The organism is Pseudomonas sp. Z4-20, assembly GCF_051131955.1.
GTDB classification, from domain to species: domain Bacteria; phylum Pseudomonadota; class Gammaproteobacteria; order Pseudomonadales; family Pseudomonadaceae; genus Aquipseudomonas; species Aquipseudomonas marvdashtae.
On the sequence record NZ_CP071641.1, the window covers coordinates 1338032 to 1353136 of the forward strand.

A 15105-nucleotide genomic window follows, 5' to 3' on the forward strand; every position below is an offset into this window, starting at 1 on the left:
CATGTGAATGGCGGGGCTTTTTGTTTTCCAGGCGTTGGTTTGTCAGCCGATCATCAAACCATCGGGTCGCCGACATGCAGGATCTTCATCCCGTTGGTGCCGCCGGTGGTGTGGTAGCTGTCGCCCTTGGTCAGGATGACCCAGTCACCTTTTTCCACCACGCCGCGCTTGGTCAGTTCATCGATGGCTTTCTGACTGACTTCGTGCGGCTCCAGCGAAGCTGGATCGAACGGAATGGTGTACACGCCGCGGAACATCGCTGCGCGCGCCTGGGTTTCGCGGTGTGGCGAGAACGCATAGATCGGCACCGAGGAACGGATGCGCGACATGATCAGCGGCGTGTAGCCACTCTCGGTCAGGGCAATGATTGCTTTGACGCCCGGGAAGTGGTTGGCGGTGTACATGGTCGCCAGGGCGATGCTTTCGTCGCAGCGGGTGAATTCCTTGCCGATGCGGTGGCTGGAAGTCTTGCCGGTCGGGTGCTTTTCAGCGCCGATGCAGATACGCGCCATGGCCTGCACCGCTTCGAGCGGGTAGAGGCCGGCGGCGCTTTCGGCCGAGAGCATCACCGCGTCGGTGTAGTCCAGCACGGCGTTGGCTACGTCGGACACTTCGGCGCGGGTCGGCATCGGGTTCTGGATCATCGACTCCATCATCTGGGTCGCGACGATCACCGCTTTGTTGTGGCGGCGTGCGTGCAGGATGATCTTCTTCTGGATGCCCACCAGCTCGGCGTCGCCGATTTCCACGCCCAGGTCGCCACGGGCCACCATCACGGCGTCGGACGCCTTGATCAGGCCATCGAGGGTTTCGTCGTCGGCCACTGCTTCGGCGCGTTCGATCTTGGCCACCAGCCAGGCAGTGCCGCCGGCTTCGTCGCGCAGTTGACGTGCGTATTCCATGTCCGCCGCGTCACGCGGGAAGGACACGGCCAGGTAATCGACTTCCATTTCCGCGGCCAGCTTGATGTCGGCCTTGTCTTTTTCGGTCAGGGCCGGGGCGGTCAGGCCGCCGCCGCGACGGTTGATGCCCTTGTGGTCCGACAGCGGGCCGCCGATGATCACGACGCAGTGCAGTTCGGTGGCGGTGGCGGTTTCGACGCGCATCACCACGCGACCGTCGTCGAGCAGCAGCTCGTCGCCCACGCCGCAGTCCTTGACCAGGTCCGGGTAGTCGATGCCGACCACTTGCTGGTTGCCTTCGGTCAGCGGGTGGCTGGTGGAGAAGGTGAACTTGTCACCGATCTTCAGCTCGATGCGCTTGTTGGCGAATTTGGCGATGCGGATCTTCGGGCCTTGCAGGTCACCGAGCAGGGCGACGAAGCGGCCGTGCTTGGCGGCCAGGTCACGCACCAGCTTGGCGCGAGCCTTGTGCTCGTCGGGCGTGCCGTGGGAGAAGTTCAGACGGGCAACGTCCAGGCCAGCCAGAATCAGCTGTTCGAGAACTTCCGGCGAGTTACTGGCCGGGCCAAGGGTAGCGACGATTTTGGTGCGACGGACGGACATGCAAGACTCCTCAAGTTCAAGCGCCAGCGAAGGCTACTATGGTCTTTGGGTGTAGTCATCGTTCATGTGCACTACTTATTCGTTTGTTTTTCGAAATGAACATTCCTGAAAATTTTTGCGCCTCTCAAGCGCGAAAGCCGAACATTGCTTGGGTGGCGAGGGAGCTTGCTCCCGCTCGGTTGCGCAGCGACCGCAAAATCTCAGGGCCGCTGCGCGCCCCAGCGGGAGCAAGCTCCCTCGCCACAAGAGCTCGTCCGATCCTTTTCAGGCTGAAGATTTTCCCATCCAGGTCGATAAACAGCTCAAGACAGGAGAACCTCCCCATGCGATTCGTGCTTTTTATTGCCCTGGCCCTGAGTATCACGGGCTGTACCCGTTGGTCGATGAACCACCACATGAACCTGGCCTACAAGGCCTACGAGCGTGGCAACTGCGAGCAAGTCATGCTCGAGTTGTCCAAGGTCGACCGCGCCAGCCGTGCCCGTCGCTACATGCAGCCGGAAGTCTCGATGATGCGCGGCCAGTGCCTGGAGCGGCAGAAACTGTTCGTCGATGCGGCGCAAACCTATCAATTCATCCTCACCCAGTACCCCAACAGCGAATACGCCTACCGCGCCCGCGCACGTCTCGAAACCCTGCAGAGCCTCGGCCATTACCCGACTCGCGGCGCCACGGCTGTTCGCCCCACATCGTTCTGATCGTGTCGCGATGAAACCATTGGCGCAAAACGATTGTCGGACCGATGACTGGCATCGTGTCGACCTGACGCTTATGCCTGCATGAGCTATATTTTTGTACAAGTCGTGACTAGAGCCTATGCTCTAATTTCGCAGCGTCACCTGAGACCGGCAGAAGTGCGCCAGCATGCTTGCAAGCGTCTGGCACCGGGCTCGGGGAGAGCGGGCTGGTGCAGGCTCGTTCCGAAGCACTCGATTGGCCGTGTACGCGGCTGTTCAAAAAAGCGATACAAGACATGTACAAAGAGCGTCGCATTGAACGACATCAGTTGTCGTATTTCCTTGAAGTGTTCAACGGTATCAACGATAAACCCATCGGTTTTCTGGGCAACGTCTCAGAAAACGGCTTGATGCTGATCAGCCATTTGCCGTTGATGGTCGGGGCACACTTCGACCTGCGCTTGAAGATGCCAGCCGACGACGGGCCGCAGCAGCATATCAAAGTGAAAGCCACCTGCCTGTGGTGCCAGGAAGACGTGACCCCACAACATTTCGACGCCGGTTTCAGCCTGCAAAGGGCACCGCCGGAGTACGGGCAGTTGGTGAGCGCGTTACAGCAGTATTTCTGTTTTTATCCGATGCCCGCATCGGCTTGAGCCGTCGACTGCTTGCCGGGTAGTCCGCTAAACCGTGGCGAGAAAGTTTGCTCCCTCGCCACAGGTGCGCCAGCGCTGTTACACAGCCATCAACGCTGTACCTTCGTCTCGCCATCCAGCAATTTCTCCAGCAACAACACCCCCATCTCGCCCATCTGGTGAATCGCCAGGGCCAGGTTGCGTGGGGCGCCTTCCAGGTCTTCGGATAAATCCAGAATCAGCGTGCTCACCGAGCAGAAGGTTTCGTAGGTGTGCACGAGCATGCCTTCGGGGTCGGCGTCCGGGGCGACGATGAAGCAGTCCAGCTGCCGCTGGGACTTGGCCGGTTTGTCGGGCTTGAGGTAATGGTCCAGGGCTTTTTGCGCGGCTTTGTCGAGGTTGATTTCTTCGGCGGTTTTTGCGGTGGGGCGTGAGGCTTTTTTCGGGGGATTGGGGGTTGGTTTGATCATCATCGGTCTCCGTAATGGGGCTGCCACCAATTCGCGACTAAACGAATGGAGGCGGCTGGACGCAGGTTAGTCGACCGGCGGAGACACGAAATCCGGCGCGCCCGAGGGCGCCCTGCGAACAGCCACCATCGAGTGCGGGCAGGGAGCCCGACTGGATGACGCTTGTGCACACCGTATCTGACCGCCGAGCGACTAAACCCGATCGCTGAGGTGTCAGCGACGCGAATCACGTTACGGGGCAAGGCCAAGGCGCACAAGTCGGCGGATTCTGGCGGATCTGTAGTCCGTTGCGCAAGGAGGTGTAGTCAGTTGGGCGCTTTCTTGCACCGAGGGACTGCCGCTGGTCAGACCTGTCAAGTTTGACAGGTGCAAAGGCCGCTCGTTGATACGCAAAATGCCGACTCAAATTACTTGGAAGCTAAATCATGAACAGTGCAACTCCAGATGACCTCAGTACCGAGATACTTTCTGGGCCTCAGCAGGAAGAGAGAGAAAAGACAAAGTCCGCGCTGGAAAAAGAGAGTGAAATTCTCAAGTCTCGCCTTATTAAAGAGAGGCACGATAACGTGTCTGTTCGAACTGATACGTTGACAGTGAATAAAGGCAATTTTAGAGGAGAGCTTACTTTTCAATACTCGTTCGTAGGAGGGTATTTCGATTTTAAAACGCTTCAATATAGAATTACGCGATTTAATGGTCAATCGGGGGGGAATAAGGCCAATATAAACCTGCATCTTTGGAATGAGCCGTCGGACTGGAGAAGTAATTCCCCTGATGCTATGTGGCAGGATGGTAAATGGCATAACTATGAGCGCGAAGCTAATCTTCGCGAGTGGGGCTGGATCACCGTGTGGGCGGAATTCATCTTTGATAAGGGGGGGGGTGATCCGTCTGGACCCACGTATAAGCAGTACTATCCTTCGATCTAATTAATTGGCGAACGGTGGGTGTTTCGCAAGGAGGTGATTATGAGTAAAAATAACGAACCCGTTCCGCACAGCGTGACCATTGTAAAGCCGGCTGATAATGCTTACGTTAGGAATGCGATGATTCCTGTTGAGGGCACATCACCGATCGCCTTGCCTATTGTGGTCCGGGTGTTCAAAGGCGATGTTCGGGTGGCTGAGCAGGCGGCCGCTTTGCAGAACAATCAATGGTTTGCTCAGATAACGGGGCCTCTCGAACCTGGGCAGTACAGGTTTGAAGTGACTCAATCAGGGCCTGTGAACGTAATAGTCAACCTGCGCGTCACCCCCGTCACCATCACGGACCCTCCCTCCGGAGACGTGCCAAACACGCAATTCATTGTCAGTGGTTCTGGTGGCGAGCAAGGTGTAGGGACGGTTACCCTGCATAATGCATCCAACGAAGCGCTGTTAAGTACCGCCACGATCAATAGCGCCGCCGGCAACTGGACAGCCACTGTGACCTTGCCCAATGAAACTCAAACCCTGACGTTCTATGCCAAGCAGAAAATCGGAAACTATGATTCTCGTTCAACCTCTGTAACGGTAGGCCTGGTCGTCCCTCCTGTGGTGATACATTCTCCTTCTGGAGGCGTGGCAGAAAATCCGTTCACCGTTACCGGAACAGGTGCCAATCACGGCGTGGGTGTCGTCACGGTTCACAACAATGCCAACGATGCGTTATTAGGCTCTGCCACGATTCATTCAAACGGCGATTGGACCGCTACAATTTCTCTGTCTACTAGCGAGACAACGTCCCTGACGTTTTACGCCATACAAAAATACGGAATCCGTAAATCCGTGAAATCCAATTTAGTCACGGTGATGGTACTTTCTACGCCGGTCATTACCAGCCCTGCCGCTGGCTCGTATCAAAATAGTACCTTTACACTTTCGGGCACCGGCGGTGCCCTGGGCGCTCAAGTCCATGTATTCAACGATAACGCCGTGGAAGTTGGTCATTCCGGCGTGTTAGCCGGGACTAGCTGGACCTGTCCCGTGACGGTGGATCCAGGTAGGCGATCGTTGGTCGCACTGCTGAGACTCAACGGTGAAGATTCAGATCGCAGTGAGCCCCGTGCGTTTGACGTCCGACCTGCCACGCTCACCAACGTCACTGTCACCGACCTGTCCGAAACCGCAATCAGGTTCTCCGGCTCAGGCTATACCGGCGCAACCGTCCAGATCACAGTCGTCAGCGGCCCGACCGTCGAGCCGCCGCCCGAGGTGCCAGTGGAGGACGACGGGTGGTACACGACGGCGACAAACTGGCCGTTTGGCAGCTACAGCCTGAGGGCGATTCAGAAGGTTTCCAACCATGCGGGTGGCTGGATTGAGTCACAACCCTACACATTCCCCGTCAATCGGGTGTTGCCCGATGTAAGCGAAGTGACCTACACGCAGGATTATCAACCAACGATCTCGGGTAAAGGTTTCACCGGAGCCTCGGTGAGGCTTGCCAACCCTGGCGGTGGCAGCGATGCCGCGCCCAACGCGCCGGTGAGCAACAGCGAATGGTCAAGTCGGGTATCACAGGTATGGGGCCCGACGTACAAACGAGAAGTCCATCTCAAGCAATCCTTGGATGGCCAGTCGTCACCGAACTGGTACAAGCTCGAGATCACCATCCCACCTTTGGCTCCGGTCATGGACCCACCAGTGGAAAATGGCCTCTCGCCAGATCTGAGCGGCACCTGCTGGCCCGGCGCGGTTCTGAAACTCAAATACAGCGACAGCAACACCGAGCACCCCGTCACCAATAACAATGGCAGCTGGAGTTTCCGGCGCGAGACGTCGTTCGAACCTGAAATCACTCACACCGCCACCCTCACCCAGACCGACGCCGAGCAAACATCGCCGCCAGCATCCAGGACGTTTACGGTGTCTGTGCCCATGCTCCAACCGGTCATCACCCATCCCGACCCTGGTGAGGTGGGCCGTGATGTGACCATTCGAGGGCGGGAGGGCATGGCCGGGGCGACGATGCAACTGCGCGACGCTCAATTCAACAGGCCTCTGGGCGAGCCAAAACTGCTCACCACTGATGGCGAATGGTTTATCGAACTCAGCGGATTGCAATTTCGTGATTACGTCATCGATGCGCAGCAGACATTGGGTGGACGGCCATCGGAGCCAAGTGATCCATTGGTTTTTACGGTAGTGCTGTTGCCTCCGGAATTCGACGTGCCGCAGCCGGGCGGGAAGCTGCCGCGCACCTCGCAATTGTCGGGCAGAGGCATGCGGAATGGGCGGGTCAGTGTCTGGCTACAAGGCCGAGACGAACCGTTGCGTGAAAACATTTCCGTGAATTTCAATGGCGATTGGGAAGCCGAGGTGACCTTGCCCGTTGGTGAGACCACCGTCCGGGCTCGGCAATTCTTTGTCGACGAGAACGGCAAAGAACAGACCTCAGCATATAGCGACTGGCTGACCTACAATGTTGTCCCAGCCGCTCCCTTCATCGAAACCCCGGCCATGGATGAGCACATCGGTCGGCGGGTCGTGGTGTCGGGTTTCGGCGTGCCGGGGGACACGGTGACGGTGAGGCTGGGCGATACCAAACTGAAAATACTGGGACGCAGCCCGGTCCTGGAAGACCGCACCTGGTCGGTGACCGTGACGCTCGATCAGCCCGGCGGTGCCCATGGCCTGGTGGCCGTGGCGGAAAGCGAGGGGTTCGAATCCGAGGATTCGGCGCCGCGCGCCGTGGTGCTGGGGACTTATCTACCTTCCATCGATGTGCCGGCGTCGGGACATTGGGTCGATAATCCGGTCGAGTTCGAAGGCCGGGGCAGGCCGGGTGTCGGGCAGGTGGTGAGTTGGTACAACCCCGATCGAGCCTTGGTCGCCGACCTTGGAGTCGATGCCGGCGCTTGGCAGGGCGAAGCGGTGTTGTCATTACCCAGCGGCGGTCATTGGTGCCGATTCAAGCAAACCCTCACGGACAGCGCGGGGGACGGCACGGTTTCCGATTGGATTGACAGCGGGCGCTTCGACGTCCTGCCTCCCTCTTCGCAACCCTGATGCTGGGCCGTCGACGGACGGTCTTATGAACTGTCAGATCTGACAGTAGCCGAGAAGCCTTCGTTGGCGCCAAATCTATCCCAGCAAACTCATGGCCGGGTCACATCACCAGGCCACTTAGGTCTATGTCGACTCAAGGAAACCCGTCATGGCGGACTCCCGGCCTGCTGTACAGCTAATGAATCAATTGATCAGCCAAAAGCAACTCGCCGAATACCCTGCGCTTCGAACATACATGGAGGCAGACGGCTCTATTTTCCCGCTGGTGGAAAAGGGCGTGCGGGGGCTGGTCAAGGATTATGGCGTGACGCCCGATGATGCCCATCGATTCATGCGCCGGGCCAACAGCATGGCGCTTTATGTGCGGCGCCAGTTCATCGAACACAATTTGTATGGTCGCGAGGTTGAGGGAGAAAGGAGGGGGAGCGGTTTGTTGTCGTTGGTTCAGGGTCCCAGTTTCGAGGAGTTATTCCGCCCCGACTTCGATAGCATGTGCCCACCGCAGGCGCTGGAATCATTGACCTCACCCGTGGCGTATCTGATTGAGCTATTGAGGTGGATAGAGCAGCGTATCGAGGCGGCCTCGAACGATCCGCTCAAGTTGCCGTTGCATGATCGGCGCAAAGACTTGAAACCGCTGGCTGTCGATTTCAATGCGGTGCATCAATCGGTGTCGGCGGTGAACATCATCGTCCCGGTGCTGGAAACCTTCATCAACGCGCATGAACCTCCAGAAAATCTGGAAGACGCCATGATCGAGGCGCGGTACCCCAACGGGCTACCTTATTATCAACATTGGGTCACGCTGGATACGGTCGCGCGCCAGCATGATTTGTCCGTGGGCGATTTTGCCCACAGGGTTGACCTCTCGTTTCCTTACTTTCTGCAGCGTCATGCCTGGGATGACGATGCGGGTCGTGCCTTGGCCCACGCGTCGCGGCTAGGGCCTTATCAACGAAAACTGCTGACGGAAGATCGGCCCCAAGAGGGGAGCCTAGAGGACTATTACGCCCTTAACTTCGGTACCGATAATCAGAATCTGTTCGCTAACCTCTACCAGGTTCCATTCTTTGGCGAGCGGACCAAACTGGATACACAAGGGCTTGAGGCCTTATTGTCGGTGCGCCGCTTCGCGCCCGTGCGCTCTGCTAACGTGACGTATACGGGAGCGGTATCTGGAGAACCGGAAAGCGGCCGCTCCGGTTCGGTTTACCTCAATGCCAACGCCCATCCTGCTGTTCAAATTACCGGTGACGACTCTGGCGCCGCATTTTTTCACCGGTTGTCAGTAGACCCCGCTGTCAACGTTGATCGGTACGACCGGATGAACCGCAAGGTGCGCCTGGACCAATGGCTGGCGCTGCCGAGCGAGCAGGTGGACGCGCTACTGGTGGCGGCCATCAATGCCGAAGTGCGCGGTGGCGCGCCGGCCAATGCTTGGTGGATCACCGAGCGAGTCGTACATGCATTGGGACTGTTTCAGTCGCTGCGCGAGCGATACGGGTGCAGCGCGCCCGACTTTACGGTGTTCATCGACACGTTCTCGATTTATGGTCGCGGCGAAGCACCTTCGCAATTCGATCAGATTTTCAATGATCAGGGCGACTATAACGAGCCCTTGATGCTTGATGGAGGAACCTTTCCAGTCATGCCCGACCCCGGGCAGTCCGACCTGACAGTCGCCAGGCTATGTAGCGCCTTGAATATCGATCAGAAAAGCTATGCCTATCTGGCCCAGGTGATTGCTGGCGCTCATGGTGTCCAGAACGGCAACTTTCAGCGCAACGCGGCGATTCTGTCCAGTTTCTACCGTTTGGTCAGGTTGCCCAGGTTGCTGGGGATCACACCGGTCGAAGGCGTCCTGATGCTGACATTGCTGGGCGGGAAGCCTTGGCTCGACGGCGTGGCGGGGGAGCCTCAAATCAATCCAGCCCGGGGCGAGTCACCCGATGTGCTCAACCTGCTATATGCCATGCAAGCCTGTACGCAGTGGTGCGCCGATCGCAACCTTCCGGTGCTTTGGATGTTGCAACAGGTCTCGCCCCCTCAAGCCCAGGCCACCACCGATGCTGAGCGCCAGTTTTTTGAGCAGGTGCTCAATCTACTTCCTGGCGCGCTATTCACTAATATGGAATTGCTGGTGGCCGGCGTGCCTCCGTTGGCGGGGGGCAACTGGCTGGATTTGCTGACGGCGCTGATCGATTCCGATGGGCTGGTCATTGCCTATTCGGGCACTGAACTCGAATACCTGGGCTTCGCGCGGCCAAGACTCGACGACGCGGTGAGGGATGGCCTGGGCGAAGCGTTCGAGCCCGAGCGTCCAGCCATTGTCGAAAGAATGCTCAGCGTGTTGTTACAGGTCCGGGCGGCCCAAGCATCAGTGGCCAAGGAATGCCTTGCGGTCTACGCCGGTGTCGATTCGGAACAGGCGTTACCTGTCTTGACCTGGGCCAATGCAACGGTGCATCGGTTGTTGCGTCAAGTGCTGGAACGGGCACCGCTACCCTCCGATAGCCAGGCGCCTGCCAGGGGGCGTAACGAGGAGCCTGATCCACTCCTTGCGCTGCTGGCGGATGTGCGCCGTCGTGGTGCCGTGGTGGCGAAGCTGGCGCTTGGCGCCGGGTTGTTGCAGGACTTCCTGGATTATGGCTATCGGGCCTGGCTGGGGCTGGAAGAGAGCAACAAGCACGCGTTCACGATGCGCACGCTTTATTATCTGACGTCGCTCACCCATGCCTTTGAGCTCAGTGAACAGCCCGCGCAGAAACTGCTCGATTACCTGCGTGAGGTCGACGCGTTGGATTCCGGGTTGGGGGAAGACGCGCTGGGGTTGGCCCAGCAAGCATCGTGGATCAGGCTCGCCGAGTTTTTTAACTGGAGCGTCCAAGAGGTGCGCGAATGCCTCAGGCACATCGATCCGGAATGTGAGGTCCTGAAAAATCTGACCCAGTTGGATTTGATGATGCGCGTTCGGGAACTGGCTGCGCATACCGGTATGGATGCCTTGACGATTTTCCTGATCGGGATCTTACCGGAAGAAATAAACAAACCGGCCTACAAGGAAGCCGCTGAGTACGCCTTGCTGAGCGTGACCGAATCCGGTGCGTCTGCGTTGACCTCCTCCACCGAGGATCTGAAGCAATTGGTCAACATTGCCGTTGACGTGGATAACACTCACGTCGTGGCTAATAAACCCAACGAGAAAATCACCTTCACCGTCACGCTTCGCGACCGCGCCGGGGCACCGTTGAGCGGTGTTTTCGTTCGGTGGAGCGCCACACTGGGGACCATCGAAGAGAAGGCGACTGGTGTCGAGGGGAACGTTGAGGTGGAGTTCAAACCTGGCAAGGTGATGGGCACGGAAACCCCGCAGTTTTGGCTGGACCTGTTCGAGCCGCAGTACGCGCCCACCATCCATGTCATCGCCGACGTTCAAACCCTGCAAGTTCCGCCACCGCTTCGGTCACCGGTGCCGTTGGGTGAGGTGGCGTACGGCCAGGAAATCGAACTCTACGGCACGTTGATGGACGGGTATGGAAACCTCGGAAAAACCAGCCTTGTGCAATGGTTCATCGAATCGTCAGAACCCGCAGATGGACAACTGGTTTTTCGGTCCAGGCAGGCATTCACCAACCAGGAGGGGCAGGCACGGTTGTTCGTTTCCAGCCCGACGGGTGGAACATTCGAAATCAGCATTTTGGCCGAGGGCAGTGAGCGCAAAGCCCACTTCGACCCCATTAAGTTTGCTAGCCAGGAGTAACGACCATGGCGCTGAATAATCTCGCTGAACTTCTCGAAAAGCGTCGTACTGCCCTGGTGGAGTACTGCTTGGGTCAAGTCAAGGAATCTGGCGGAAAATACAACTTTTTGCGAACCCCGGCAGACCTGTTCGAACTGCTGCGCATGGATCCGCTGGACAGCTACCCGGTACAAAGCTCTTGGGTCGCCGAAGCGACCAGCTGCGCTCAGCAGTTCATTCACGCCGCTTTCCGTAAGCTGGAGCCCGGCTACGAAAAAATCGAATTCGACAAGCGCGATCTGGCCACGTGGGAACTTTATAACAATTATCCGGATTGGGCCGCGCTGCAGCTGATTGCGATTTATCCGGAGAATTTCATCAACCCCTTTGTGCGGCGGCGCAAGACCAGCCTGTTCAAGGCACTGGAAAACAACCTCAACCAGACACGCTTGAACGCTGATTCCGTTCAGGCGGCGCTGCAAGATTACCTGCAATCCTTTGAGCAAATCTGCAACCTGGACGTGATCAGCGGCTATATGGATGGCGCCACGGCCGACCGTGCCGATTATTACTTTGTCGGTCGGCAGCGGGTGCCGCCTTTCCAATACTTCTGGCGCAAGGCAGAAGTTGAACTCTCTGCTACTTGTGCCGCGATCAATCCGGCGGCATGGAGCGAATGGCAACCCGCGGATATTCCGGCCGGCGCAATGGTGCTGGACATGCGTCCGGTGTTCTGGAGCGGTCGACTTTGCCTGGTATGGGCGCAGTGGCAAGCGAAGGTGCAGGGGCAGGAAGGCAGTGAAGGCTTGCCAGCCAGGTTGGATATCAATGTTTCTTTCATGGCGCAGAATGGCAACTGGTCAGCTCCGCTGAGCCTGCACAGCTCCGCGCGGGACCAGGATCCCCCTCCCCAAGGCGCTCGTCTGGTCGCGACCGTTTGGGCCGATCCAAATCATCCCCAGGGCAGGCTGGGGGTTATGCTGATCGGCGTGGATCCGGAGGTATTTGCGGTGCGTGATGTGCTGTTTCGTCCCGTGGATTGGGACGACGGCGGTTGGTTGGAAAAGGCTGTACTCTATCGGTTTACCACTGCCGAAACAGTTCAACATCCGCTGACGAATCAGCCGACGATGGTTATTTCCGATGCTGCGTCAGGCTCCTTGACGCCGTACTTGGGTTTCCAGGCGGTGGCGTTTCGTGTGGGTAATGACGACAAGTTGTTCGTGCAGGGTTTCTGTAGGCCAACGGGGCTGACTGGGGATCCTGTAATTCTAAAACTGGAACTTGATCAACGGGCAGGTGACGATCCGGACCCGATTGAACAAGAATTTGCTGTTGCGGGTGGCTGGAGTACGCAATGGCTGGAGCTCACGCGGGGGCAGGGCTCGTGGCAGGATCCGGTCTTTTTGTTCGGCGACGAAACAGGTGGCCCTGGGCAGAAACGATTTAAACTGACGATCAAAAACGTCACGGACTTCCCTCCCGTGACCCTGTCTAAAAACACGCTCGATGCGGCGCAGTTTCTTTCCCTCAACCAATCGGGGCTGAACCTTAAGTACACCCGTTTGAACTCGCTGTTTGGTCCCGAATTGGTGCAGCGTTCCAATATTTCCGTCGATGCGGTACTGGACTGGGATACACAATTCCTATCGGAACCACCTCCCCTGGGCGTGCCTGATTTTTCGGAGCCCAACGGTGCGTTCAACGGCGCCAACGGTTTATTTTTTTGGGAGCTGTTTTTTCATCTGCCTCACTTGGTGACCGCACGCTTGAATGCCGAGGATCGTTTTCTCGAAGCGCAGAATTGGTTGCATTATCTGTTCGATCCACAAGCGCCAGCTGATCTTGGGCGATCTCCCGTGGATCATCCAAAACCTCTCTACTGGCGCTGCCGACCCTTGTATGGTCCCGGTAACCTGGGTTGTGAAGCCGATGCCCCCACCGATCCCGATGCCATCGGGTATTCGGCGCCCCGGCACTTCCAGATTGTGGTGTTTACTGAATACGTTAAAAACCTGATCGCCTGGGGTGACTGGTATTACCGCCAGCTCACCCGGGAGAGCTTGGTGGCGGCCAAGCTGTGTTACGTCCAGGCCGAGTTCCTGATGGGCAAGGCACCCGAGGTCCGGACGGTGAACCGTTGGGAGACGAACACGGTGGAAGGGCTGTTGAACAAAAGTGCCTCGCGACCGGCGCTTGAGCAGTTCGAAAAAGAACTGGTGTTCAGCCTGGCGGATTTTCCGGCCACCGCCGAGGCGCCGCCTCTGTTGGGCTTGCTGGCAAACGAGCCGTTCAAGGCCCCGATCAATGAGCAATTGTTGGCGGTCTATGATTTGCCCGGCCAGCGCCTGTACAACCTGCGCAATAACCTCACGCTCGATGGCAAGCCACTGGACATTCCGCTGTTCAGTCCACCCACCGATCCCAACCAATTGCTACGTGACCTGGCGGCGGGTAGTGGTGGAGCAAGGCCCATGGGCGGGCGTCTGGTGGTCGGTGCGTTCCGCTGGCGCGTGACCTTCGAGACGGCGTTGCGCGCCGTGCAGAGCTTGCAGGAGCACGGTAGCCAGGTCCTGCATTTGCTCGAGCAGCGTGACCGGGCCGAGCAGGAGGAAATGCAGCAAAACCACCTGGTGGAATTGGGAAGCTACGCCCAGACCGTTCAAGAACAGAGCATTACCCAATTGCAAGCGAGCACGGCCGCGTTGGAACAAAGTCGCGCCATGGCCCAGGAGAGGGCCGAGGCGTATGCGCGGCGCTACGATGAAAACGTCTCGGAGGTTGAATACCAGGTCATGGAAAACCTGCAACTTTCGAAAAAGCTCGAATTGGCCTCCTCGATTATCAAACCAGCGGGGGCGGTCGTGGCGTCGCTGCCCACAATCTTCGGCATGGCCAACGGCGGCCATCGTCTGGACAAGACCATCGACGCGGTGAGTTTCGTATTGAGTGTCGCTGCGTCGGCGATGCAGATCGACGCGGATAAGCAGGCGACCACCGAGGGCTATCGCCGGCGCCGTGAAGAGTGGCAACTGCAACGCGATCAGGCGCTGGCGGAGGTACGGGCCATCGACGCCCAAATCACCGCACAGACCCACGCCTTGCAGGCCGCGCAAACTACCCTGGCGCAAACGCTGAAAGCCAACAGCCAGGCCTTGACGGTTTACAACTTCATTAAAAAACGCGCGAGCAATGCCGAACTGTTCGGCTGGCTACTGGGCCAGCTCAAAGCGTTGCATTATCAGGCTTATGACGCGGTCGTTAGCCTGTGCCTCGGTGCCCAGGCCGCGTTGACTGCCGAGACCGGCGATTACGATGCCCAAATCCCTTTGCCACAAGTCTGGCTGGACAACCGCCACGGCTTGACCGCCGGCGAGCATTTGCACGGGCACCTGTTGCGCATGGAGCGTGAATACCTGCAACGCCATGAGCGACGGATGGAGCTGGTCAAGACCGTTTCCCTGCGTCGGCTTTTCGATGATTCGGTCGAGCGTCAAGCCGGCGTTGATGGGTGGGCGGCCGCGCTGGCCCAGTTGCGGGGCCAAGGGATGCTGGAGTTCGCGCTCACCCAACTGCTTTTCGATCGCGATCATCCCGGGCATTACTGCCGGCAGATCAGTTCAATCGAAGTCGACCTGCCGGTGCTGACCGGCCCCTTCGAAAATGTGCGAGCCACCTTGCTGCAGATTGGCAGCATGATCGCCACCAAGGCGTCGTTGCAATCGGTGCGCTACCTGCATCATCCGACAGAGTTCGTGGCGCCTTCGGATGTGCTGTTCAACCTGCGCAGTGGTCAGCAAATAGCCTTGTCCGTCGGGCTGGGCGACAGCGGCATGACGGCGATGAAACCGGATGAGGGGCTGCTCAACCCCTTTGAAAATACCGGCGTTGTCTCACGCTGGATGCTGAAGTTTCCATGGCCGAATAATGACCCACAGCTACAGATGCTCGCATCTTTGACCGACATTATCGTGCGCATTCGCTACACGGCGAAAGCCGGTGAACCGACCTTCATACGGGCCGTCGAGGACCGGGTAGTCGAGGCGGAAACCCCCGATAGACTCAATCCCCTTCCGAAGGAGTAGCGTGT

Annotated in this window: 8 protein-coding genes; 6 read left to right on the plus strand and 2 right to left on the minus strand. The window is 58.2% G+C overall.

The features are described 5' to 3' along the window. Positions 1-53 precede the first annotated feature (53 nt). The gene (gene pyk / locus J3P82_RS06175) at positions 54-1505 is read right to left on the minus strand and encodes a pyruvate kinase (RefSeq protein WP_434561539.1); all 1452 of its coding nucleotides are present in this window, start codon (positions 1503-1505) and stop codon (positions 54-56) included. Positions 1506-1828: 323 nt separating this feature from the next. Here pyk and J3P82_RS06180 point away from each other — a divergent pair, with 323 nt between their 5' ends. Then, positions 1829-2203, plus strand: a complete 375-nt coding sequence (locus tag J3P82_RS06180) for a tetratricopeptide repeat protein (RefSeq protein WP_434561541.1) — start codon at positions 1829-1831, stop codon at positions 2201-2203. A gap of 275 nt (positions 2204-2478) precedes the next feature. Continuing rightward, positions 2479-2838 carry a PilZ domain-containing protein gene (locus J3P82_RS06185; protein ID WP_434561543.1) on the plus strand — a complete coding sequence of 120 codons (360 nt, stop codon included), beginning with the start codon at positions 2479-2481 and terminating at the stop codon, positions 2836-2838. 89 nt (positions 2839-2927) lie between these two features. Here the strand turns inward: J3P82_RS06185 and J3P82_RS06190 are convergent, their stop codons facing one another. After that, positions 2928-3287: a DUF6124 family protein gene (locus J3P82_RS06190; protein WP_434561545.1), complete on the minus strand. Its 360-nt coding sequence runs from the start codon at positions 3285-3287 to the stop codon at positions 2928-2930. 425 nt (positions 3288-3712) lie between these two features. On the opposite strand from J3P82_RS06190, the gene J3P82_RS06195 reads away from it, so the two are divergent. The 4 genes from J3P82_RS06195 (at position 3713) to J3P82_RS06210 (ending at position 15100) form a co-directional block, all read left to right on the plus strand. Beyond that, on the plus strand, positions 3713-4216 hold the full coding sequence (locus J3P82_RS06195) for a hypothetical protein (RefSeq protein WP_434561547.1): 504 nt from the start codon (positions 3713-3715) through the stop codon (positions 4214-4216). Between the two features lie 39 nt (positions 4217-4255). Continuing rightward, positions 4256-7276: a COG1470 family protein gene (locus J3P82_RS06200; protein ID WP_434561549.1), complete on the plus strand. Its 3021-nt coding sequence runs from the start codon at positions 4256-4258 to the stop codon at positions 7274-7276. Positions 7277-7424: 148 nt separating this feature from the next. Continuing rightward, positions 7425-11036: a Tc toxin subunit A gene (locus tag J3P82_RS06205; RefSeq protein WP_434561551.1), complete on the plus strand. Its 3612-nt coding sequence runs from the start codon at positions 7425-7427 to the stop codon at positions 11034-11036. A 5-nt stretch (positions 11037-11041) separates the two neighbouring features. Continuing rightward, positions 11042-15100: a neuraminidase-like domain-containing protein gene (locus J3P82_RS06210; protein ID WP_434561553.1), complete on the plus strand. Its 4059-nt coding sequence runs from the start codon at positions 11042-11044 to the stop codon at positions 15098-15100. The last annotated feature ends 5 nt before the right edge of the window (positions 15101-15105 follow it).

What these genes read in the sequence shown, in the direction of transcription:
- J3P82_RS06200 (WP_434561549.1), top strand. Translation starts at nt 4,256, where the DNA reads ATGAGTAAAAATAACGAACCCGTTCCGCACAGCGTGACCATTGTAAAG.
- J3P82_RS06195 (WP_434561547.1), top strand. Translation starts at nt 3,713, where the DNA reads ATGAACAGTGCAACTCCAGATGACCTCAGTACCGAGATACTTTCTGGG.
- J3P82_RS06205 (WP_434561551.1), top strand. Translation starts at nt 7,425, where the DNA reads ATGGCGGACTCCCGGCCTGCTGTACAGCTAATGAATCAATTGATCAGC.
- J3P82_RS06190 (WP_434561545.1), bottom strand. Translation starts at nt 3,287, where the DNA reads ATGATCAAACCAACCCCCAATCCCCCGAAAAAAGCCTCACGCCCCACC.
- J3P82_RS06210 (WP_434561553.1), top strand. Translation starts at nt 11,042, where the DNA reads ATGGCGCTGAATAATCTCGCTGAACTTCTCGAAAAGCGTCGTACTGCC.
- J3P82_RS06185 (WP_434561543.1), top strand. Translation starts at nt 2,479, where the DNA reads ATGTACAAAGAGCGTCGCATTGAACGACATCAGTTGTCGTATTTCCTT.
- pyk (WP_434561539.1), bottom strand. Translation starts at nt 1,505, where the DNA reads ATGTCCGTCCGTCGCACCAAAATCGTCGCTACCCTTGGCCCGGCCAGT.
- J3P82_RS06180 (WP_434561541.1), top strand. Translation starts at nt 1,829, where the DNA reads ATGCGATTCGTGCTTTTTATTGCCCTGGCCCTGAGTATCACGGGCTGT.